Source organism: Streptomyces bugieae, from assembly GCF_036352915.1.
GTDB classification, from domain to species: domain Bacteria; phylum Actinomycetota; class Actinomycetes; order Streptomycetales; family Streptomycetaceae; genus Streptomyces; species Streptomyces endophytica.
On record NZ_JAZBJP010000008.1, the window covers coordinates 133338 to 154557 of the forward strand.

General features: G+C 75.4%; 17 protein-coding genes and 1 riboswitch. Of the genes, 5 read left to right on the forward strand and 12 right to left on the reverse strand.

Annotated elements, in window-relative coordinates; all coding sequences use genetic code 11:
* Positions 1-53 precede the first annotated feature (53 nt).
* Both ectB and ectA read right to left on the reverse strand, forming a co-directional pair.
* A complete protein-coding gene (ectB, locus tag V2J85_RS17000) occupies positions 54-1322 on the reverse strand; it encodes a diaminobutyrate--2-oxoglutarate transaminase (protein WP_261952179.1) in 1269 nt (422 codons plus the stop codon).
* Between the two features lie 128 nt (positions 1323-1450).
* On the reverse strand, positions 1451-2017 hold the full coding sequence (gene ectA / locus V2J85_RS17005; RefSeq protein WP_261952180.1) for a diaminobutyrate acetyltransferase: 567 nt from the start codon (positions 2015-2017) through the stop codon (positions 1451-1453).
* 577 nt (positions 2018-2594) lie between these two features.
* Between ectA and V2J85_RS17010 the strand changes: the two genes are divergently transcribed.
* Positions 2595-3686 carry an amidohydrolase family protein gene (locus tag V2J85_RS17010; RefSeq protein ID WP_261957179.1) on the forward strand — a complete coding sequence of 364 codons (1092 nt, stop codon included), beginning with the start codon at positions 2595-2597 and terminating at the stop codon, positions 3684-3686.
* 21 nt (positions 3687-3707) lie between these two features.
* Here the strand turns inward: V2J85_RS17010 and V2J85_RS17015 are convergent, their stop codons facing one another.
* Complete coding sequence (locus tag V2J85_RS17015; protein ID WP_419836794.1) at positions 3708-4703, reverse strand: bile acid:sodium symporter family protein; 996 nt, start codon at positions 4701-4703, stop codon at positions 3708-3710.
* Between the two features lie 319 nt (positions 4704-5022).
* Between V2J85_RS17015 and V2J85_RS17020 the strand changes: the two genes are divergently transcribed.
* Entirely contained in the window at positions 5023-6048 is a 1026-nt protein-coding gene (locus V2J85_RS17020) for an SCO1860 family LAETG-anchored protein (protein WP_330822072.1), read from the forward strand.
* A gap of 165 nt (positions 6049-6213) precedes the next feature.
* Here V2J85_RS17020 and cobC read toward each other — a convergent pair whose 3' ends face one another.
* Genes cobC through V2J85_RS17065 form a run of 9 tightly spaced genes read right to left on the reverse strand, consistent with a single transcriptional unit; the run spans position 6214 to position 16211 of the window.
* Positions 6214-7311 (reverse strand): Rv2231c family histidinol phosphate aminotransferase CobC, encoded by a 1098-nt coding sequence (cobC, locus tag V2J85_RS17025; RefSeq protein WP_410011331.1) that lies wholly within the window; start codon positions 7309-7311, stop codon positions 6214-6216.
* 29 nt (positions 7312-7340) lie between these two features.
* Positions 7341-8204: a sirohydrochlorin chelatase gene (locus V2J85_RS17030; protein ID WP_261952182.1), complete on the reverse strand. Its 864-nt coding sequence runs from the start codon at positions 8202-8204 to the stop codon at positions 7341-7343.
* The gene (locus V2J85_RS17035; RefSeq protein WP_330822073.1) at positions 8201-8794 is read right to left on the reverse strand and encodes a cobalamin biosynthesis protein; all 594 of its coding nucleotides are present in this window, start codon (positions 8792-8794) and stop codon (positions 8201-8203) included. The genes V2J85_RS17030 and V2J85_RS17035 overlap by 4 nt, the downstream gene beginning before the upstream one ends.
* Positions 8791-9459, reverse strand: a complete 669-nt coding sequence (locus V2J85_RS17040) for a VOC family protein (RefSeq protein ID WP_330822074.1) — start codon at positions 9457-9459, stop codon at positions 8791-8793. Before V2J85_RS17040 ends, V2J85_RS17035 begins: the two co-directional genes overlap by 4 nt.
* Positions 9456-10841: a cobyrinic acid a,c-diamide synthase CobB gene (locus tag V2J85_RS17045; protein WP_261952185.1), complete on the reverse strand. Its 1386-nt coding sequence runs from the start codon at positions 10839-10841 to the stop codon at positions 9456-9458. Before V2J85_RS17045 ends, V2J85_RS17040 begins: the two co-directional genes overlap by 4 nt.
* Positions 10842-10857: 16 nt before the next feature.
* Positions 10858-11457, reverse strand: coding sequence for a cob(I)yrinic acid a,c-diamide adenosyltransferase (gene cobO, locus V2J85_RS17050; RefSeq protein WP_261952186.1), 600 nt, complete (start codon positions 11455-11457; stop codon positions 10858-10860).
* On the reverse strand, positions 11457-13610 hold the full coding sequence (locus V2J85_RS17055; protein ID WP_330822075.1) for a putative cobaltochelatase: 2154 nt from the start codon (positions 13608-13610) through the stop codon (positions 11457-11459). Before V2J85_RS17055 ends, cobO begins: the two co-directional genes overlap by 1 nt.
* 55 nt (positions 13611-13665) lie before the next feature.
* Complete coding sequence (locus tag V2J85_RS17060; protein ID WP_261952188.1) at positions 13666-15228, reverse strand: cobyric acid synthase; 1563 nt, start codon at positions 15226-15228, stop codon at positions 13666-13668.
* The gene (locus V2J85_RS17065) at positions 15225-16211 is read right to left on the reverse strand and encodes a cobalamin biosynthesis protein (protein ID WP_261952189.1); all 987 of its coding nucleotides are present in this window, start codon (positions 16209-16211) and stop codon (positions 15225-15227) included. Before V2J85_RS17065 ends, V2J85_RS17060 begins: the two co-directional genes overlap by 4 nt.
* Before the next feature lie 129 nt (positions 16212-16340).
* Positions 16341-16474, reverse strand: a riboswitch (cobalamin riboswitch).
* A 204-nt stretch (positions 16475-16678) separates the two neighbouring features.
* Between V2J85_RS17065 and V2J85_RS17070 the strand changes: the two genes are divergently transcribed.
* Genes V2J85_RS17070 through V2J85_RS17080 form a run of 3 tightly spaced genes read left to right on the forward strand, consistent with a single transcriptional unit; the run spans position 16679 to position 21179 of the window.
* The gene (locus V2J85_RS17070; protein ID WP_261952190.1) at positions 16679-17104 is read left to right on the forward strand and encodes a hypothetical protein; all 426 of its coding nucleotides are present in this window, start codon (positions 16679-16681) and stop codon (positions 17102-17104) included.
* 5 nt (positions 17105-17109) lie between these two features.
* Positions 17110-19773, forward strand: a complete 2664-nt coding sequence (locus V2J85_RS17075) for a caspase family protein (RefSeq protein WP_330822077.1) — start codon at positions 17110-17112, stop codon at positions 19771-19773.
* A complete protein-coding gene (locus tag V2J85_RS17080; protein ID WP_261952192.1) occupies positions 19770-21179 on the forward strand; it encodes an extracellular solute-binding protein in 1410 nt (469 codons plus the stop codon). Before V2J85_RS17075 ends, V2J85_RS17080 begins: the two co-directional genes overlap by 4 nt.
* Positions 21180-21220 lie beyond the last annotated feature (41 nt).

Genomic DNA, 21220 nt, shown 5'->3' on the forward strand with positions numbered 1-21220 from the left:
GTGCGGGCTGCCTTTCTGTCGTATCTGTGGTGCGGTGCGGTGCGGAACGCCGGTCAGGCGCAGTCGCGGACCGCGCGGCCGAGGATGCGCAGACCCTCGTCCAGTTCCTCGGGTGTGGTGGTCAGGGCCGGCAGCAGCTTGACGACCTCGCTCTGCGGACCGGAGGTCTCGATCAGCAGGCCCAGTTCGAAGGCGCGCGCGGCGATCTTCCCCGCGAGCGGCTTGTCGTTGCACTCCAGGCCCCACACCAGACCGCGGCCGCGGTACTCGGCGAAGGCGCCGGGGTTCTCCTCGACGATCGCCTTCAGGTGCGCTTCGACGATCTCACCGCGGGCCAGGGTCTGCTTCTCCATCTGCCCGTCGGCCCAGTAGGTGTCGAGCGCCGCGGCGGCCGTGACGAACGCCGGGTTGTTGCCGCGGAAGGTGCCGTTGTGCTCGCCCGGCTCCCAGATGTCCAGCTCCGGCTTGAACAGGGTGAGCGCGAGCGGCAGGCCGTAGCCGCTGATGGACTTCGAGACCGTGACGATGTCCGGCACGATGCCCGCCTCCTCGAAGGAGAAGAAGGCACCCGTACGGCCGCAGCCCATCTGGATGTCGTCGACGATCAGCAGCATGTCCTGGCGCTCGCACAGGGCGGCCAGGGCGCGCAGCCACTCGGCGCGGGCGACGTTGATGCCGCCCTCGCCCTGCACGGTCTCCACGATCACCGCGGCCGGCTTGTTCAGGCCGGAGCCCTGGTCCTCCAGCAGCCGCTCGAACCACAGGAAGTCCGGGGTCTGGCCGTCGAGGTAGTTGTCGAACGGCATCGGGGTGCCGTGCACCAGCGGGATGCCGGCGCCGGCCCGCTTCATGGAGTTGCCGGTGACCGCGAGGGCGCCCAGCGACATGCCGTGGAAGGCGTTGGTGAAGGACACGATCGACTCGCGGCCCTTGACCTTACGGGCCAGCTTCAGCGCGGCCTCGACCGAGTTGGCGCCCGTCGGGCCCGGGAACATGACCTTGTAGGGCAGGTCGCGCGGCCGCAGGATGATGTTCTGGAACGACTCCAGGAACGCCCGCTTGGCCGTGGTGGACATGTCCAGGCCGTGGGTGATGCCGTCCCGCTCGATGTAGTCGATCAGGGCGCGTTTGAGGACCGGGTTGTTGTGCCCGTAGTTGAGCGACCCGGCGCCGGCGAAGAAGTCGAGGTAGGTGTGGCCGTCCTCGTCGGTGATGCGGCTGCCCTGCGCGCGGTCGAAGACGGTGGGCCAGCCACGGCAGTAGCTGCGCACCTCCGACTCCACGGTCTCGAAGACGCTCAGATCGGGCTGGGTGATGGTCACAGCATGCTCCTGGGAGATGAGTGCGAGAGGCGGAAGAAGTCTGTTGGGGGGCTGGGCGGCGCCGGCGGTTCGAGGGGGTGCCGGTGCCGCACGGCCGTCGCGGCGGCGCTGCCGCGCGGCCCTGGGGGCTAGGGCGCGGGCCGGGCCGGGGGCGCGAACGGGCCGATGAGGTGCAGCACCTCCGGCTCGTGGCCCTGCTCGGGGAACAGCCCGGCGTCGAAGAGCACCTCGCGCTCGACCGGCACGGAGTGCCGCTCGCCGAAGGACGCGAACAGCCGGTTGGAGGCGGCGTTGTCGGGGGTGATGGTGGTTTCGACGAAACGGATGCCCAGCTCTTCCCGGGCACGGGTGGTCACCCCGTCCAGGAGGGCGGCCGCCAGCCCCCGGCCCCGGTGCGCCGCGTCGACGGCGACCTGCCAGACGACGAGGGTCTCGGGGCGTTCGGGACGGATGTAGCCGGTCAGGAAGGCGGCCGGCTCGCCCTCCGCGTCGCGCGCGACGACGGAGGTGGCGGCGAAGTCCCGACACCACAGGAGGTAGCTGTACGAGGAGTTCAGGTCCAGCGCCTTGGAGTCGCGGGCGATGCGCCAGATCGCGGCTCCGTCCTCCACGCGGGGAGTGTCGAGCTTGAAGCCCTCCGGAAATTCTCCGATATCGCTACGGGCACCTGCATGGTCTGCTTGTGCGGCGGTCATGGAAATTAAATTTACCCAGGGAAAAAGGAAATTGCATCGCGGGCAGGGGTTACGTCGGGCCGTCTGATGTGTTATCGCGCGGGGGCGCCCGGGCGCGCGACGTCGAGGCGGGTTGCCCCCATTTGACCGGGAAGTACGGGGCGAAACGGACGGGCTGTGGAGTCGGTCACAGGTCCGTAACGCCCACGAGATCCGTCCGAATTACGGGCTTCGACGCTAGCGGAATCTTGGCGTTTGAGCTGCGGGAAAGCGGGCAGAAGAAGACGGGAAGCTGTACTCGAAGAAATTGGGAATTCGCCACCGGAGCCCCTGGCGCAAGGCCCCGGAAAAGCTGTGCGGCACATCCATGAGAAGCACCGCAAGAACATGCGGCAAGAACGCGCGCGGGGCTTTTTCGGAAACATTGCGGCAATAAACGCCCACACAGCGTCGGCGCCGTGCCGGCGAGCGTCCCGGAGGGGCCGTCCGCATCGCGGTCACCGGCCCGTCGGCCCCTGTCCCCGGCCGCCCGTCCGGCGCTGTGACCGCCGTCTCCGGCGAGGGCGCCGGCGCCGCCTAGAGTGCCGGTATGACGTCCATGAGTGAAGGTGCGGTGCTGCACCTCAAGGGGAGGGTCCTCGTCGGACCGGACGACGTGCGCGACGAGCTGTGGGTGGTCGGCGGGCGGGTGACCTACGACCGGCCGACCCTGGCACGCGATGCCATCAGCGTGCAGGGCTGGGCGCTGCCCGGCCTGGTCGACGCGCACTGCCACGTGGGGCTGGACGCGCACGGCCCGGTGGACGCCCCCACCAGCGAGAAGCAGGCGCTCACCGACCGTGACGCCGGCACCCTGCTGATCCGGGACGCCGGATCGCCCTCCGACACCCGCTGGGTCGACGACCGCGCGGACCTGCCGAAGATCATCCGGGCCGGCCGGCACATCGCCCGCACCAAGCGGTACATCCGCAACTACGCCCATGAGATCGAGCCCGAGGACCTGGTCGCCTACGTCGCCCAGGAGGCCCGCCGCGGCGACGGCTGGGTCAAGCTCGTCGGCGACTGGATCGACCGCTCCACCGGGGACCTGGGGGCCTGCTGGCCCAAGGGCGCGGTCGAGGCGGCCATCGCGGAGGCGCACCGCCTGGGCGCCCGGGTGACCGCGCACTGCTTCGCCGAGGAGACCCTCGCCCCGCTCGTCGAGGCCGGCATCGACTGCATCGAGCACGCCACCGGGCTCACCGAGGAGACCATCCCGCTGTTCGCCGAGCGCGGGGTCGCCATCGTCCCCACCCTCGTCAACATCGCCACCTTCCCGCGCCTGGCGGACGCCGGCGCCGGGAAGTTCCCGCGCTGGGCGGACCACATGCGCCGGCTGCACGACCGCCGCTACGACACCGTCCGGGCGGCCCACGACGCCGGGGTGCCCGTCTTCGCCGGCACCGACGCGGGCGGCTCGCTGGCGCACGGCCTGGTCGCCGACGAGGTCGTCGAGCTGACCCGGGCCGGGCTGCCGGCCCGCGCCGCGCTCTCGGCCACCACCTGGGGCGCCCGCGAGTGGCTCGGCCGCCCGGGCCTCACCGAGGGCGCGCCGGCGGACCTGGTCGTCTACGAGAGCGATCCGCGCGAGGACGTCCGGGTGCTGGCGGCGCCGCGCCGGGTGGTGCTGCGCGGGCAGATCGTGGGCTGAGGCACCTCCTCGGGCCGGGAGCTACCTCCGGCGGGCCATCCAGGCCGCCACCCCCGCGCCCGAGACGTTGTGCCACACCGAGAAGACCGCCGCGGGCAGCGCCGCGGCCGGGCTGAAGTGGGCGGTGGCCAGCGAGGCGGCCAGTCCGGAGTTCTGCATGCCGACCTCGAAGGCCATCGCCCGGCTCGCCGGCCCGCCCAGCCGGGCCAGGCGGCCCGCGGCGTGCCCGAGCGCCAGCCCGAGGCCGTTGTGAAGCACCACGGCCAGCAGCACCGGCACCGCCGCCGCCTTGATCGCCGGGGCGCTGCCGGAGACCACGACCAGGACGATCACCGCGACGGTCGCCGCGGACAGCCAGGGCAGCGCCCGCAGCAGACGGTCCACGAACCGGCCCGCGAGCAGCCGGACCAGCAGACCGGCCACGACCGGCAGCAGCACCGTCTTCAGGATGTCGGTCACCATGCCCCCGGCGTCCACGGCCAGGAACTGCCCGGCGAGCAGCAGCGTCAGCGCCGGCGTGATCAGCGGCGCGAGCACCGTCGAGACCGTCGCCACCGACACGGACAGCGCGACGTCGCCGCGGGCCAGGAACGTCACGACGTTGGACGCGGTCCCGCTGGGCGCGCAGCCGACGAGGATCACCCCGGCCGCGAGCTGCGGCGGCAGGTCCAGCACGGTCGCGATCAGCCAGCCGAGCCCCGGCATGATCACGTAGTGGGCGACCAGGCCCAGCCCCACCGCCCAGGGCCGCCGGGCGACCGCCGTGAAGTCCGGCGGGGTCAGCGTCAGCCCCATCGTGAACATCACCACGCCGAGCAGCCACGGCACCGCGGGCGCCCAGCCGGTGAAGTGCGCCGGCCACAGCAGTCCGACCGCCCCCGCGGCGACCACCAGCAGCGGGAAGACGGTGACCGCTCGGCGGGCGGCCCGGTCGGAGGCGGGCAGCTCGCCCGGAGGCGCCGCGGCCGGTTGTTCCCGCTGTGCGTCCGGGTGCTGGCTGTTCTGCTCGATCGACACGGCGGCACCCTATCCGGGGTCTTCGTGTACAGGACAACGAGTTCCGGATCCTGGACGCGGCCACGATCCGGGCACGGCCGGGCGCGGGCCGGTCAACCGGGATCACCCGGGGGGTGGGGCGGTTGTGGCGAGGGAGGTGCGGGATGTCGCGGGAATCGAACCCACGGGCGGAAACCACCCTTTGGGATGAACTGACCTCACGTGGCTGCCCGTTCACCCTCGGTGCCGACACGATGTGCGGGTCGATGTCGCCGGCCCGCGTGATGTCCCCCATTGGCGCGGCCGGCGGCTCCATTTCTCTCGTGGGGGTTCCACACACGTGTCCACCAGTCCCGCCCACTCCTCCGGTACGCCCCGGCGCCTGGCCGCGGCCGTCGTCGCCACCGCGCTCACGGCCGGTCCCGCCGTGCTGCTCGGCGCCGCGCCGGCGCACGCCACCGGAGGGCACGGCCCGGCCCGGGGCAAGGCCGACGCGGTCGTGCTGCGCACCGGCCTGAACGTCGGCCTGCTCGACAAGACGGTCGACGTCCCGCTGAACGCCGTGCTGAACGAGGTGCACGCGCCCGCCTCGGCCGGCAAGACCGCGCTCACCGTGCGGCTCGACGGCATCGACCGGGGCCGCCCGTTCACCGTGCTGCGCGCCGACGCCGCCACCGCTCGCGCCACCACCGACCGCCGGAAGGCCGAGGGGTACGCCAACCTGCTGCACGCCAAGGTGCATCTGCCCGGTCTGCCGCTGCTGTCCCTGATCGAGGTCCAGCAGGTCACCGCCAAGGCGGTGTGCGAGGCGGGCCACCGGCCCCGGGCCGAGGCCAACGTCCTCGGCACCGTCCGCGTCCTGGGCAAGCAGGTCACGCTCACCGCGGGCGGCACGACGGACGTCAAGGTGCCGGGCGTGGGCGACGTACGGCTGGACCTCTCACGCAAGAGCGTCGCCGGGAAGACCGCCGCGGCCACCGCGCTCCAGCTGAACGTCTCGGTCAACCCGCTGAAGCTCAACGTCGCCGAGGTGCACGGCCGGGTCACCCTCGTCCGCGCCGGCTGCACCGCCCCGGACGCCACCACCCCGCCCGGACACGGCGGTTCCGGCGGCACGAGCGGCGGCGGTACCAACGGCGGTACCAACGGCGGCGGCACGGGCGGCGGCGGAGGTCACCGGCCGGCCGGCGGCGGCACCCAGGTCAGCCAGGCCGGTGCCGGGGAGACCGGCCCCGACCTCGCCGAGACCGGCGGCAGTTCGGCCACCCCGTACCTCGCCGGCGGTGCCGCGCTGCTGGTCGCGGCCGGCGCCGGGGCCCTGGTCCTCACCCGCCGCCGCCGCGCCGCCGCCCCGCAGGGCGGCTGACGGCCCCGTACCCCGTGCCGGTGCTGTGGGGGCGTCGGCCGCGGGGTACGGCCCGGGGTGTGCCGTACGGACCGGAGGCGGCCCGTACGGCACACCCCACCCCCGCCGGGGCCCGTCGGAACTGAAGCGTGGTGCGACGGGACCCGGCGGGCCCGCACCGGCCGGTCAGCGCAGGACCCCGGCCAGCGCCGTCACGAACCGGTCGGTGGTGGCCCGGTCCCGCACCGCGAGCCGCAGCCAGTCCGGCCCCAGGCCCGGGAAGGTGTCCCCGCGGCGCACCGCGAAACCGCGCGCCCGCAGGCCCTCCCGCACCCCGGCCGCCCCCGGCAGCCGCAGCAGGACGAACGGACCCGCCGCCGGCCCGGCCACCCGGATCTCCCCGAACTCGCCCAGCCGGACCAGCAGATGGGCCCGGTCCCGGGCGATCTCCTCGGCCGCCGCGGCCGCCTCCGCCAGCGCCGCCGGCGCACTGCACGCCTCCGCGGCGGCCAGCGCCGGACTCGACACCGGCCACAGCGGCTGGGCCCGCTCCAGGTCCGCCACGGTCCCGGGGCCGGCCAGGACGTAGCCGATCCGCAGCCCCGCCAGCCCCCACGTCTTGGTCAGCGAGCGCAGCACCACCAGCCCCGGCAGGTCCGTGCGCCCGGCCAGCGACTCCCGCTCACCGGGCACCGCGTCCATGAACGCCTCGTCCACCACCAGCGTCCGCCCGGGCCGCGCCAGGCGGGCCAGCGCGGCCGCCGGGTGCAGCACCGACGTGGGATTGGTGGGGTTGCCGACCACGACCAGATCGGCGTCCTCGGGCACCGCGTCCGGATCCAGCCGGAACCCGTCCCGTTCGGAGAGGACCACCCGCTCCACGTCGTGTCCGGCGTCCCGCAGCGCCGCCTCCGGTTCGGTGAACTGCGGGTGCACCACCACCGGGCGGCGGGCCCGCACGGTCCGCGCCAGCAGCACGAACGCCTCCGCGGCCCCGGACGTCAGCAGCACCCGCTCCACGGGCAGCCCGTGCCGCACGGCCACCGCCCGGCGCGCCGCCCGCCCGTCCGGATAGGCGGCCAACGAGTCCAGCGAGGCGGCGAGGTGCGCCTTGAGCCAGGCCGGGGGAGTGCCGGCCCGTACGTTGACCGCCAGATCCGTCAACCCGCCGCCGTCGCCCCGCACTTCGGCATCACCGTGGTGCCGCAGATCGGGCTCGTCCGCCGGGGCGGGGGAGGGGCCGGACGGGGCGGCGGCGGGCGCGGCGGGGCCGGAGCCGCGCAGCCGGACCGCATCGGTGGGCGCCGGCACGTTCACCGCTCCCCGGCGCCCGCCGCCACCCGCGCCGGGCCGTACGGGGCCCCGTCGTCCGCCGCCCGGTCGCCGGCCACCGCCGCGCGGTAGCGGTCCACGACCACCTCGGCCACCTCGGGCCCGGTGCCGAGCACCTGGGCGCCGAACACCTCGATGTCCGGATGCGCCGCGGCCCAGCCCTCGGTCTGCATCCACAGCCGCTCCACCTGCCCGTCGGCGAAGAAGGCGTAGGGCAGGACCACGACCCGGGCCGGGCCGGCCGCGCCCGGGACCGGCCCGGCCAGCGCCCGGCAGCGGTCCAGCCCGGCCGGCACGTCCGGCGCGGTCTGCCCGACGAACGCGGTCTCCACGCCCGCGAATCCGCGCCCCTCCCACAGCAGCCGCGCGGCCCGCGCCACCTCGGCGTTGGCGTGCGGATCGCTCGCCCCGCGGCCCACCAGCAGCACGGTGGTCCGGGCCCGGTCCTGCGGCGTACGGGAGCCGGCGCCCAGCGCCTCCTCCAGCCGCCGCTCCAGCACGTCCAGCAGCCGCGGGTCCGGGCCGGGTTCGGCGGCGCAGACCGGGCGCAGGTCCGGATGCCCGGCGGCCGCGCGCGCCAGCGCCGCGGGCAGGGTCTCGGTGCCCGTGCCGGTCGGCGCCAGCAGCAGCGGCACCGCGACGAGTTCGGTCACCCCCCGCCCGGCCAGCCCGTCCACGGCGCCGGCCAGCGGCATCGGCGAACCCGGGGCGCCGAAGAACCCGCCGGCGACCGGGACCTCGGGGTGACGCTCGCCGACCGCGCGCACCAGCGCGCGCAGGGCCTCGGCCGCGCCGTCGTCACGGGCGCCGTGACCGGCGATGAGCAGTGCGGGAGGGGTGGTCACGGGGTCTCCTTGCTACCGGTGTCTTCGCCGTCGGGCGCCTTGTCGTCGATGACCGGCCGCCGCCGCTCGGTGCCACGGTGGGGTGGGTCGGGGGAGGTCATGACGATATCGGCACCGGGTGAGGGGGCGGCGGCCGCTCCCTCCCTACCAGCGGTAAGCGCACCGTGGGGTGTTACTGCCGCCAGGGCGAGCGCGCAGGTCGCCCGGCCCGCCGGCGACTTCCGCTTGCCGGCGACCAGTTCGGCACCCGGCCCGGCGGCCAGCAGCGCGGCCGCCTCGGCGACGCCCGGCGTCCCGGCGGCGGCCGCCACCACCGCGGAGGGATCCGGCACCGGCACGGCCGCCAGCGCCGCCGCCGGGAACGACCACAACGGCACCCCCAGCCGCCGCGCCGCCCGAGTCAGTCCGGGCTCGTCCGCCTTCGCCGCCACCGTCGCCAGCGCCAGCACCGGGCGCCCGGCACAGCCCGCCGCCGCGCGCGCCGCCCCGATCAGCTCCAGGACCTCGGACGCCGGCACCCCGCGGCGCGCCCCCACACCCACCACCAGGGCCGCCGGCCCGCCCCGTGCACCGGCCGTCCGTGGCCTCATACCGCGACGGCTCCCCGCCCGAACGCCACCCGGCCGTACCGCCCTTCGACGACCGCGGTCAGCCGCACGTCCGGACCGGCGGTGAGTTCCCCCGGCCACCGGACGCCGAGCGCCGCCCACGCGGCCCGCGCCGCCGCCGGATCGGGATGCACCGCCCGCAGCGCCACCAGCGGCAGCACCGGGAGACCGGCGGACGGATGCGGGGTGGCGCCCCAGTCCAGCAGGAACGGCGCCGACCCGTCGCCCGTCCCGGGCGGTGTCAGCTGCCAGGCGAGCCGGCCGCCGTCCGGCGTCCGCCGGGACATCGCCACCGCCGCGCCCGGGTCGTGGCCGCGCGCCCGCGCCGCGGCCACCCGGTCCGCGATCCCGGTGACCCGGACCGCCCAGGTGACCAGCCGCGGCCCGGTCAGCGCGTCGATGCCGAACCACCGCGGCCGGTCCGGCGCGGGCTGCTCCGGATCGGGCCCGATGATCTCCAGGTACGCCCCGCCGCCCAGCCCCAGCAGGTGGTTGCGGGTCCCGCGGCCCGGATGGCTGCCGCCCGGCACCGGCCGTACGCCGGTCAGCGCGGCCACCTCGGCGACGGTCGCCGACAGATCGGGGGTGGCGAGGACGAGGTGGTCGAGGACGGCCGGCGGCCCGTCCGCACCGGACCCGGCGGTCATGGTGCGGCCACCGGCACCTGCCGCGCCGCGCCCGCCACCAGCCGCGCCGCCAGCGACGGTTCGGCCGCCCAGTGCACATGCAGGTACGAGGCGTGCACCCCGCCGGTCACGAAGCCCTCCACCCGCCGCTCCGGATGCGTCAGCCCCCAGGCCGGCCCGTCGCCCGCACCCGGCTCCAGGACCGTGCGGTGGAACTCGTGGCCGCGCACCCGGGTCCCGGCCGCGGCCAGCGCGTTGTCCGCCAGCGCCACCGCCTCCCGGTAGCCCAGCGTGAGCCGTTCGGTCATCCGGGCCTCGGCGGGCAGCACCCCGCACATCGGCTTCCCGTCGATCGCCCGGGACAGGTACAGCAGCCCGGCGCACTCGGCCGACACCGGCGCACCGGAGGCGGCCAGGCGGGTCACCGCGGCGCGCAGCGGCGCGTTCGCCGACAGGTCCGGCGCGTACACCTCCGGGAATCCGCCACCGATCACCAACCCCCGCGTACCGGCCGGCAGTTGCTCGTCCCGCAGCGGATCGAACGGCACCACCTCGGCGCCCGCCGCGGTCAGCAGCTCGGCGTGCTCGGCGTACGAGAACGTGAACGCGGCGCCGCCCGCGACGGCGATCACCGGCCGGTCCCCGGACGCGTCCGCCCGCACCTCCGCCGCCGGGTCCCAGGGCGCGTCCGGCAGCTCCGGAACCGTCCGCGCCAGCGCCAGCAGCGCCTGGAGGTCGCAGCCCTCGCGGACCCGCGCGGCCAGCTCCCGCACCGATTCCAGGGCCTCGGCCCGGCGTTCGGCGACCGGCACCAGCCCCAGGTGCCGGGACGGCGTACCGGCCCGGCGGTCCCGCCGCAGCGCGCCCAGCACCGGCACGCCGGAGGACTCCATCGCCTCCCGCAGCAGCGCCTCGTGCCGGTCCGAACCGACCTTGTTGAGGATCACCCCGGCCAGCCGCACCTCCGGGTCCCACGACGCGAAGCCGTGCACCAGCGCGGCCACCGACCGGGACTGCGAGGAGGCGTCCACCACCAGCACCACCGGCGCCCGCAGCAGCTTCGCCACCTGAGCCGTCGACGACAGCTCGCCCATGCCGGACGCCCCGTCGAACAGCCCCATCACGCCCTCGACGACCGCCAGGTCCGCGCCCGCCGCGCCGTGCAGGAACAGCGGCGCGATCCGGTCCGGGCCGCACAGGTACGCGTCCAGGTTGCGGCCCGGGCGGCCGGTCGCCAGAGCGTGGTAGCCCGGATCGATGTAGTCCGGGCCCACCTTGTGCGGCGAGACCGCGAGCCCCGCCTCGGCGAACGCCGCCATCAGGCCCGTGGCCACGGTGGTCTTCCCCGCGCCGGACGACGGTGCGGCGATCACCAGCCGGGGAATCCTGCCCCCGCCGCTCATGCTGCGCCCACCTCGCTCACCACTCGATGCCCCGCTGGCCCTTCTGGCCCGCGTCCATCGGGTGCTTGACCTTCGTCATGTCGGTGACCAGGTCGGCCACGTCGCACAGCGCCTGCGGGGCGTTCCGGCCGGTGATCACCACGTGCTGGGTGCCGGGCCGGTCGCGCAGCACCGAGACCACCTCGTCGGTGTCCACCCAGCCCCAGTGCAGCGGGTAGGCGAACTCGTCGAGGACGTACAGCCGGTAGGTCTCCGCGGCGAGGTCCCGCTTGACCTGCTCCCAGCCCTCGCGGGCCGCCTCCTCGTTGCTGAACTGCGAGTCGCGCTGCACCCACGACCAGCCCTCGCCCATCTTGTGCCAGGCGACCGTGCCGCCCTCACCGGAGTCCCCGAGCACCCGCAGCGCCCGCTCCTCGCCGACCTTCCACTTCGCCGACTTCACGAACTGGAACACCCCGACCGGCCAGCCCTGGTTCCAGGCCCGCATCGCCAGCCCGAAGGCGGCGGTCGACTTGCCCTTGCCCAGACCCGTGTGGACCAGCACCAGCGGCCGGTTGCGGCGCTGGCGGGTGGTGAGCCCGTCGTTCGGTACGACGGACGGTTGTCCCTGCGGCATTACGCGGCCTTCCTGTTGCCGTGAACGGTCCTTGTGCCCTGAACGGTCCGTACCAGCGCGGAGACGCTGTCCGCGCGCAGTGCGTCGAGGGTGACGGCGGTGCCCCCGAGGTCCCGGGCCAGCTCGCCGGCCAGGCCCAGCCGTACCGGCCCGGCCTCGCAGTCCACGACGACCGAGGCGGTGCCGTCGGCGGCCAGCAGCCGCGCCGCCCGGGAGGCCCGCACCCGCGGCTCGGGGCCGCCGGTGGCCCGCCCGTCGGTGACGACGACCAGCAGCGGGCGGCGCGCGGGGTCCCGCATCCGCTCCACCCGCAGCACGTCGTGCGCCGCGAGCAGCCCCTCGGACAGCGGGGTGCGGCCGCCGGTGGGCAGCGACGCGAGCCGCGCCGCACCGGCCTCGACCGACGACGTCGGGGGCAGCGCGACCTCCGCCCCGGCGCCCCGGAACGTGATCATGCCGATCTTGTCGCGCCGCTGGTAGGCGTCGAGCAGCAGTGAGAGCACCGCGCCCTTGACCGCGCTCATCCGCTTGCGCGCCGCCATCGAGCCGGAGGCGTCCACGACGAACAGGACCAGATTGCCCTCCCGCCCCTCGCGCACCGCCTCGCGCAGATCGTCCCGGCGCACCAGCAGACCGGTGCCGTGCCGTCCGCGCGCCTTCTGGTGCGGCGCCGCGGCCTGCACGGTGGCCGCCAGGTGCAGCTTGCCCAGAGTGCCCTGGGGGCGGCGGGCACCGGTCGTCCGGCCGTGTGCGGTACGGGCCCGGGAGCGGCGCCCGTCGGCGCCCTCGCCCAGCCCCGGCACGTCCAGCCGCCGGGCCTTGAACGGCTCGTCGGCCGCCACCGCCGGCTGCTCCGCGGCCGCCCCGCCCGGCGCCTGCGGCCGGGCCCCGGCCTCGTCCCCGGACGGCGCGGGCTCGGGCGCCTGCGGGGTCTCCTGCTCACGCTGATGCGGCAGTTCGGACCCCGGCGGTGCCGGCGACTCCTGGGGACCGCCCTGCTGGGGGCCGCCTTCCTGGGGGCCGTCCTCCTGCGGCGGCAGCCCGCCGCCCGGGCCGCCCCCGTCGGGACCCCCGTCCGGACCGTCCGGCTCCGGATCGTCCCCGCCGTCCGCCGGGTCGTCCTGTCCGGCGAACTCCTCCAGCGTCCGGTCGAGCTTGTCCTCGTCGAGGCCCGGGGCGTCGAACGGGTTGCGGCGCCGGCGGTGCGGCAGGGCCAGCAGCGCCGCCTGCCGCACGTCCTCCTCCCGGACCTCCGTCCGCCCCGCCCACGCGGCCAGCGCGGTGGCGGTCCGCGCCATCACGATGTCCGCGCGCATCCCGTCCACCTCGAACGCGGCACAGGTCGCGGCGATCTGCCGCAGCGCCGCGTCGCTCAGCACCACCTCCGGCAGCAACTCCCGTGCCGCGGCGATGCGTTGCCGCAGCGCCGCCTCCTCGGCCGCCCAGCGCGCCGCGAACCCGGCCGGATCGGCGTCGTACGCGAGCCGCCGCCGGACCACCGCCACCCGCTTCTCCGGCTCCCGGGAGGCCGCGACCTCGACCGTCAGCCCGAACCGGTCCAGCAACTGCGGCCGCAGCTCGCCCTCTTCGGGGTTCATGGTCCCGACGAGCAGGAAACGGGAGGCGTGCCGGACGGAGACGCCCTCGCGCTCCACGTAGGAGGCGCCCATCGCGGCGGCGTCCAGCAGGAGGTCGACCAGGTGGTCGTGGAGGAGGTTCACCTCGTCCACGTACAGGATGCCGCGGTGCGCGTCCGCCAGCAGGCCCGGCTCGAAGGCCTTCACGCCCTCCGACAGGGCCCGCTCGATGTCCAGGGCGCCCACCAGGCGGTCCTCGGAGGCGCCGACCGGGAGCTCCACCATCCGCGTCGGACGGCTCTCGGCGGCACCGGAGCCGTGCGGCCCGTCGGGGCAGCCGGGGTCGGGCGCGGCGGGGTCGCAGCCGAAGCGGCAGCCGGCCACCACGTCGACGGACGGCATCAGCGCCGACAGGGCGCGCACCGCGGTGGACTTCGCGGTGCCCTTCTCGCCCCGGACCAGCACCCCGCCGACCGCCGGGCTCACCGCGTTCAGCAGCAGCGCCAGCCGCAGGTCGTCCATCCCGACGACCGCGGTGAAGGGGTACTGCGGGGTGGTGTTGTGCGCGCTCGTCATGCTGTGTCGTCCTCCACGTCGCCGGCCGGCCCGGATCCCGTCCCTTGCGTACCCCTCATGGCGCCCCCGGAGGCACGAACGGCAGCCCCTCCGGCACCCCCTTCTCGATCAGCCGCAGCAGCGCCTGGGTGTCCGCGTGCTCCTCGATCAGATCGCCCAGCCGGTCCAGCTGCTCCTCGCGCAGCGCGCCGAAGCGGGTGTCCGGGGCCGGGACGAAGGCCCGCCCGGCGTCCGCGGCCACCCGCCGCAGGAAGGCCCGGCGGAAGGCGTCGCTCTCCAGCGAACCGTGCCAGTGCGTGCCCCACACGGAACCCACCCGGCACCCGTCCAGACTGTTTCCTTCGCCGTCGGACATGAACGCCTCGTCTCCGCCCGTCACTTCGGCGACGCCGTGGTGGATCTCGTAGCCCTCCACCGGCTCGCCGAGCGCCTCGCCCACCGGCCGGGCCAGTGTCTTCTCCGCCGCGAAGCGGACCCGTACGGGCAGCAGTCCGAGGCCCTCGACCGCGCCCGCCTTCGACTCGACCTCGTCGTCGATGTGCTCGCCGAGCATCTGGAAGCCGCCGCAGATGCCCAGCACCGGCCGGCCCTCGGCGGCCCGCCGGGCGACCGCGTCCGCCAGCCCGCGCTCGCGCAGCCACCCGAGGGCGCGGACCGTGCCGCGGGTGCCCGGCAGCACCACCAGGTCCGCGTCGGCCAGTTCCTCCGGCCGGTCCACGAACCGCACCACCACGCCCGGTTCGGCGGCCAGCGCGTCCACGTCGGTGAAGTTGGACATCAGCGGGACGGCGCAGACCGCCACCCGCAGCACGTCCGCGCCGTGCGGCGGGGCCACCACGCTCTCCCGCACCGCGCCGCGCAGCGAGACCCGCAGCCCGTCCTCCTCGTCGATGCCGAGGCCGTGCGCGTACGGCAGCACGCCCAGCGTCGGGCGCCCGGTCAGCCGCGCCAGCATGTCCAGGCCCGGCTCCAGCAGCGTCACATCGCCCCGGAACTTGTTGACGAGGTACCCCGCGACCAGCGCCTGGTCCTCCTTCGACAGCAGCGCCGTGGTGCCGAAGAACGACGCGAAGACGCCGCCGCGGTCGATGTCGCCGACCACCACGACCGGTATCCGGGCGGCCCGGGCGATGCCCATGTTCACGATGTCGGTGCGCCGCAGATTGATCTCGGCGGGGCTGCCCGCGCCCTCACAGATGACCGCGTCGTGCGTGCGCCGCAGCTCGGTGAGGCAGTCGGTGACCGTCCCCAGCAACTGCTCCTGCCGCCCCGCGTGGTAGCCGCGCGCGCTCAGCTCACCCACCGGCTTGCCCAGCAGCACCACCTGGCTGCTGCGGTCGCCGCCCGGCTTGAGCAGCACGGGGTTCATCAGCGCGGTCGGTTCGACCCGGGCCGCGGCGGCCTGCATCGCCTGCGCCCGGCCGATCTCCGCGCCCTCGCGGGTGACGAACGAATTGAGCGACATGTTCTGCGCCTTGAAGGGCGCCACCTTCACGCCCTGCCGGACCAGCCAGCGGCAGATCCCCGCCGTCACCACGCTCTTGCCCGCGTCGGACGTCGTACCGGCCACCAGCAGCCCGCCGCCGAGCCCCCCGGCCGCCCCGCATTGCCCGTTCACCGGCGCTTCCTCCCGCTCGTGCCCCTGCCGCCCGCGACCCCGTGCCGCACCGCGCCCACCGCCAGCCGTCCCGCCACCGTCGCCACCAGCGCCAGCGCGCTCACCCGCCGCGACAGCCGCACCGCTCGCTCGATGTCCGCCACCGCGGGCGGCCGCGCCGCGCCGTTCAGCACCGGACGGTGCTCCACCCGCCCGCCGTACGCCAGCGTGCCGCCCAGCCGCACGCCCAGCGCGCCCGCGAACGACGCCTCCACCGGACCCGCGTTGGGGCTCGGATGCGCCCCGCCGTCCGCCCGCCAGGCCGCGAGCGCACCGCGCCGGTCGGGGCCCGCGAGCACGGTCAGCGCGGCGGTCAGCCGGGAGCCGGGCCAGCCGGCGACGTCGTCGAGCCGGGCCGCGGCCCAGCCGAACCGCCGGTAGCGCGGGGACTTGTGACCCACCATCGCGTCCAGGGTGTTCACCGCCCGGAACGCCACCAGACCGGGCACCCCGCCGAACGCGCCCCACACCAGGGCGCCCACCACCGCGTCCGAGGTGTTCTCGGCCACCGACTCCACCACCGCGCGGGCCATCTGCGGCCCGTCCAGTGCCTGGGGATCGCGGCCGCACAGATGCGGCAGCCGCTCCCGCGCCACGTCCAGATCGCCGGCCTCCAGCGCGCCGCCGACGGCCCGCGCCTCCCGGCCCAGCGAGGTGCCGCCCAGCACCGCCCAGACGGTGGCCGCGGTCAGCGCCACCCGGGCGCCGCGGCGGTGCCGTACGGCCCGCTCCAGCAGCGCCGCGCCGGCCGCCGCACCGCCCGCGCACAGCACGGCGTGCGCCGCGCCGTGACCCCGGTGGTCGCGCCACAGCCGGCGCTCGACGGCGGCGGCGGCCCGGCCGAACGCGGCCACCGGATGGCCGCGCCGCGGGTCCGCCGCGATCAGGTCGCCGAGGAAGCCGAGGGCCGCGCCGCACGCATATCCCGCGTGTTCGCCGCGCATCGGATCAGGCCGCCGTCAGTCCTCGAAGGGGCCCTGCGGCAGCGGGCAGTGGGGATCGGGACGGGCGGCCGGGCATGGCGGTATGTCCTCACTCAGGGTCCTCGCCCTGGCTCGACGTGACGGCGACCAGAGTCTCCTGGCTCCCGGATCGGCGTGACCCCCGGCCTTCCCGCCCGTACGTCCGTACGGACCGTGGCCCTCGTCGGAGGAACGCTCCCCGGTGACAGTGGCGGGACCGCGCCGGATTCTCACCGGACTTCCTCATCTGTCGCCGATTGGCCCCGGCAGTCCACCACGGTCCGCGAAGGCCCGTCAACTCGCCCTTGACCTGCGACGCTGCCCCGCGGCAGGCCTTGTGGCGCACGCCACAGGGTGGTGGTGGCGTCACAGACGGTTGCCCCGGTCCCTGATCCCACGTCACTATCTGGTGCACGGCGGCGAAGGGGCCGCCGGAAGGGGGCTGGGGGATGCCGGAGCACGCCGACCATCACGAGGACCGTCAGGAGATCCGCCTCAGGGTCACCGGGACGGACAATCCGCAGCAGGATCTCGACGACCTCCGGGCCTGGCTGGAGCGCGAACCCTGGCTGAGCCGCCGGGACCACACCTGGGAACACCGGCCGCAGCCCACCCGCACCACGGACGCCGGGGACGAACCGGCCCCCGCCGACATGGCCGTGGGCGTGGACGACCTGATCCTGGTCATCGTCGGCGCGATCGCCGCCGAGGTCACCAAGGGGATGAGCATCGCCCTGCGGGAATGGCTGCGGCGCCGCAAGGAGGAGCGCGCCGCCGGTGAGCGACCCGCCGTCGAGGTCATCGGCGACGGCGGCCCCGGACACCCCGATCCCGGCAACCCGGCGCACGAGAGCGGCAGCACCGGCGAGGACTGAGCCGGATGTCCGAATACGACGCGCGGGGAAAGATCAACCGGGCGCTGCTGATCGGTGTCCACGACTACGCCACGCTGAGCGGCCTGCCCGCGGTGGAGGACAACCCCGCCGAGCTGTCCCGCGCCCTGACCGCCACCGACCTGTTCACCGCCGACGAGGTCACCCTCTGCCGGCCGGCCGAGCCGTGGGAGCTGAGCCAGGCGCTCAAGACCGCCGCCGACGAGGCCCGCGGACTGCTGCTGGTGTACTTCTCCGGCCACGGCTGGGTCGGCAGCGACGGCGGCGACCTGCGGCTGATGGTCGGCGCCTCGGTGCCCCGGCAGAGCCACACCACCGTCTCCTGGCACGACGTGGTGCTCTCCTGCCTCGACAGCGCCCGCGCCGAACGCATCGTGATCGTCCTGGAGTGCTGCTACGCGGGCAACGCCGGCGGCGCCTTCCACTCCCACCGCAAGCCCATGTCGCTGCTGATGGCCGCCCAGCCCAACCGCCGGATCTTCAGCGGCGAGGAACCGGCCGGCGGCACCGTCTTCACCCGCGCCCTGGTGCAGATCCTCCAAAACGGCATCCCCGGCCGCCGGTTCGTCACCTTCGAGGACCTCGTACGGGAGCTGCGGGTCCGGCTCGCCGGGGAGCGGACGCCGATGGACGACGTGTGGGAACCCCGGTCGGCGAAGCAGAACACCGTCGACGACGTCGTGCTGTCCTTCGCCACCCCCGAGGCGCGGCTGCCGACCCCGCCGCGGGTCCGCTTACGCCGCCGGTTCAACCAGCACGTCCGGCCCCGCCTGAAGCTGCTGCTCGCACTCGTCACCGCCCTGGTGCTGATCGCCGCCGGGCTCGTGGTACGGCAACTGGTGCTGCCGCCGGCGGACTGCCCGCCCGCCCTCGAACTGCGGCTGCTCACCGCGCCGGAGGCCGAACCGACCCTGCGCCAGGCCGCGTTCGACTACGAGATGTCCGAGGCCAACACCCGCCCGCTGCAGGGCGAGGGCGACCTCCCGGCGGGCTGCCGGCGCGCCCAGATCACCGTCTACTCGGCCGCCAAGGACCAGATCGACCAGGGCTTCGCCGCCGCCGTCCGCTGGCAGGGCGAGGCCCGGGGCACCGGTGGGGGAGCGCAGGACGGCAAGGGCACCGATCCGCTCTACCGGCCCGGCCCGCAACCCGACCTGTGGATCCCCGAGTCCACCGCCGACTACGAGGAGGCCCGCCGCGGCATGCCCGCCACGGGTTCCCCGGCGACCCTGCACAACACCGGCCCGGTCGCCTACAGCCCGCTGGTCGTCGGCATCCCCGCGGGCAAGCGGCTGGACGACGTCGAGACGGTGGGCGCCTCCTGGCAGGACCTGCTCACCGGCACCGACAGCGGCCACCAGGACCTCAAACTGCTGCGCCCCAGCCCGGTGCTGTCCGGCACCGGCCTGCTGCACACCATCGGCCTCTACCTCGCCAACGACGGCTCGCACATCGGCTCCTCCGGCGCTCCGGACCCGGCCCTCGCCGAGGGCGCCGAGCAGCGGCTCTCCGCCCCGGGCAGCCAGTACGCGGACAGCACCGAGCTGCTGTGCTCACTGCGCCCGGCCACCGGCGCCGACACCGCCGCCACCGGCCGGGCCGCCGCCGGCGCCGGCCGGGGCGACCGCTCGGCGCCACTGGTCTCCGAGAAGTCCCTGGCCGACTACAACCTCGGCCGGGCGATCGGCAGTTGCCCCGCCCTGAACGGCCCGCTCGCCCCGGGCGACCGCTACGTCGCGTACTACCCCAGGAACGTCCCGGCGCTCGACCACCCGCTGATCCGCGTCGACTGGCGCGGCACCACGGACGCCACCGCACGGCAGGCCGCGGTCGACCACTTCGCCGACTGGCTGCGCGCCCCGGACGGCGGCCGGCCGGTGCTCACCGCGCAGGGCTACCGCCCGGTCCCCGGCAAGGACGGCACGGACCCCGCGCCCGCGCCGGGCTCCCCGCTGCGCAGCAGCCGCGCCAACGCCGACCTCGACGCCCCGGTCATCCCGTTCACGGCCGGCACCGACCAGGTCGCCCGGGTGCTCGACGGCTACGACAAGGCGCAGAAGCCCAGCCGGCTGCTGCTCCTCATGGACACCTCCACCTCGATGGCCGACGGCGGCAAGCTCCCGGTCGCCCTCGGCGCCGCGTCCCGCGCCCTGGAGATGGTCGGCGACCGCCACACCTACGGCCTGTGGACCTTCCCCGACCGGGCCCACCCCGGCGATCCGGACGCGGTGCGCCGGGCCGTCCCCCTGGGCACGGTCGACCCGGCGCCCGGCAAGGCCGCCCTGGACAAGATCGCCAAGGGCGACCTCGTCGACCACGGCGCCGCGATGGAGGAGGCGCTGACCGCCGCCGTACGGGAGATGAAGAAGTCGTCCGGCAGCAACCAGGCCATCGTGCTGATCATGGACGAGGACGACGGCAGGCTGCGGCGCGCGGCGGGCGTCGAGCAGCGGCTGACCGCGCTGCTGAAGGAGAAGCCCGCGGTGCCGGTGCTGACGCTGGTGCTGGACAAGGCCGGCTGCGACACCTTCGCCCTCCAGGGGCTGGCCGGCGCGTCCCGGGGGCAGTGCGTGCCCGGCGGCCCGCAGGCGCCCGATCTGCTGGCCGGCCTGATCGCGTCCATCGGCACCGCGGGCAAGGAGGACCGGTGAGGAACCCCCGCGCCACCTGGCAGGCCGCCGCGCTGGCCCTGACGCTGACCGCGGCGGTCTCCGGCTGCACCTCCGGCCCCGGGCCCGGCCCCGAGAAGGGCCCGATCGTCCTGGCCACCGGCAGCGACCTCAGCAGCACCGGCGTCCGCCAGGCCCTCATCCGGGCCTTCGAGAAGCGCACCGGCCGTTCGGTGCGGATCGTCGAGCTGCCGGACACCGCCGACGGCCAGCGCAGCCAGCTGCTGGCCGCCGGCCAGTCCGGCAGCGGCGCCTACGACGTGCTCAACCTCGACGTGGCCTGGACCGCGGAGTTCGCCGAGGCGGGCGTCATCCGCCCCTGGGGCACGAGCCTGGACGGCGACTTCCTCGACAGCGTGGTGAAGACCGTCGACTACGACGACAAGATCTGGGCCGTCCCCTTCAACACCGACGCCGGCCTCCTCTACTACCGCAAGGACATCCTCGCCAAGTACGGCCACGGCTCCCCACCGCCCGACAACTGGGGGCAGTTGAAGGACCTGGCCCTCACGGTCACCGGCGCGTACAACCGCGCTCTCGCCCGCAAGGCCGAGGACGGCAAGGTCCCCGAGGACCGGCGGATGTACGGCATGGTCGCCCAGCTGCGGCCCTACGAGGGCCTGACCGTCAACACCCTGGAGTCCGCCTGGGCCACCGGCGGCGACCCGGACGCCACCAGCTTCACCAAGGGCGAGCAGGTCGGCGCCCTCCAGCTGGGCGTCGCGGACCTCAAGGACCGGCTGGACACGATCATGCCGCACGCGGCCATGACCATGGACGAGACGGAGAGCCGCCGCTGGTTCGCCGACGGCCGGGCGCTGTTCATGCGCAACTGGCCGGTGGAGTACGCCTCGGTCGCCGAGAAGCTCACCCCGGGCACGCAGTTCGACGTCGCCGAGCTGCCGGCCCGGCCCGCCGACGGCAAGCGGATCTCCGTCCTGGGCGGGCAGAACCTGGCGATCTCCGCCGGCAGCAAGCGGCCGGCGGGGGCCCGCGCGCTGATCGAGGCGCTCACCGGCCCGGCGAGTGAACGCTGTCTGCTGGAACGGGGTTTCGCGGCCACCCGCGACTCGGCGTACCGGGCGGCGGGCAAGGCGCCGGTCTGCCCGCTGCCGCCCGAACGGGGCGAGCACGGCGCCACCGGGCAGCCCTGGCCGGGCCAGGAGCCGCCGTACACCAGGACGCTGTACGCGGCGCTGCTGGCGGCCGAGCCGCGCCCGCGCAGCGCCCACTACCAGACCTTCAGCAAGGTCGTGCAGATCCGGGTCTCGGAGTATCTGGGCAGCCGCGGCGGTACGGCCATCGCCGACGAGCTGGCCCGCGAGGCCGACGAGGCGCTCAGCGGCCGGGGCGCACAACGGGCGAGGCGCCCGGCGGAGGACGGCTGATGCCGTGTTCCGCCGGGCGCCTCGCGCCGTCGGCCCGGTCG

What these genes read in the sequence shown, in the direction of transcription:
- ectA (WP_261952180.1), bottom strand. Translation starts at nt 2,017, where the DNA reads ATGACCGCCGCACAAGCAGACCATGCAGGTGCCCGTAGCGATATCGGA.
- V2J85_RS17010 (WP_261957179.1), top strand. Translation starts at nt 2,595, where the DNA reads ATGAGTGAAGGTGCGGTGCTGCACCTCAAGGGGAGGGTCCTCGTCGGA.
- V2J85_RS17035 (WP_330822073.1), bottom strand. Translation starts at nt 8,794, where the DNA reads ATGAGGCCACGGACGGCCGGTGCACGGGGCGGGCCGGCGGCCCTGGTG.
- V2J85_RS17040 (WP_330822074.1), bottom strand. Translation starts at nt 9,459, where the DNA reads ATGACCGCCGGGTCCGGTGCGGACGGGCCGCCGGCCGTCCTCGACCAC.
- V2J85_RS17045 (WP_261952185.1), bottom strand. Translation starts at nt 10,841, where the DNA reads ATGAGCGGCGGGGGCAGGATTCCCCGGCTGGTGATCGCCGCACCGTCG.
- cobO (WP_261952186.1), bottom strand. Translation starts at nt 11,457, where the DNA reads ATGCCGCAGGGACAACCGTCCGTCGTACCGAACGACGGGCTCACCACC.
- V2J85_RS17055 (WP_330822075.1), bottom strand. Translation starts at nt 13,610, where the DNA reads ATGACGAGCGCGCACAACACCACCCCGCAGTACCCCTTCACCGCGGTC.
- V2J85_RS17065 (WP_261952189.1), bottom strand. Translation starts at nt 16,211, where the DNA reads ATGCGCGGCGAACACGCGGGATATGCGTGCGGCGCGGCCCTCGGCTTC.
- V2J85_RS17070 (WP_261952190.1), top strand. Translation starts at nt 16,679, where the DNA reads ATGCCGGAGCACGCCGACCATCACGAGGACCGTCAGGAGATCCGCCTC.
- V2J85_RS17075 (WP_330822077.1), top strand. Translation starts at nt 17,110, where the DNA reads ATGTCCGAATACGACGCGCGGGGAAAGATCAACCGGGCGCTGCTGATC.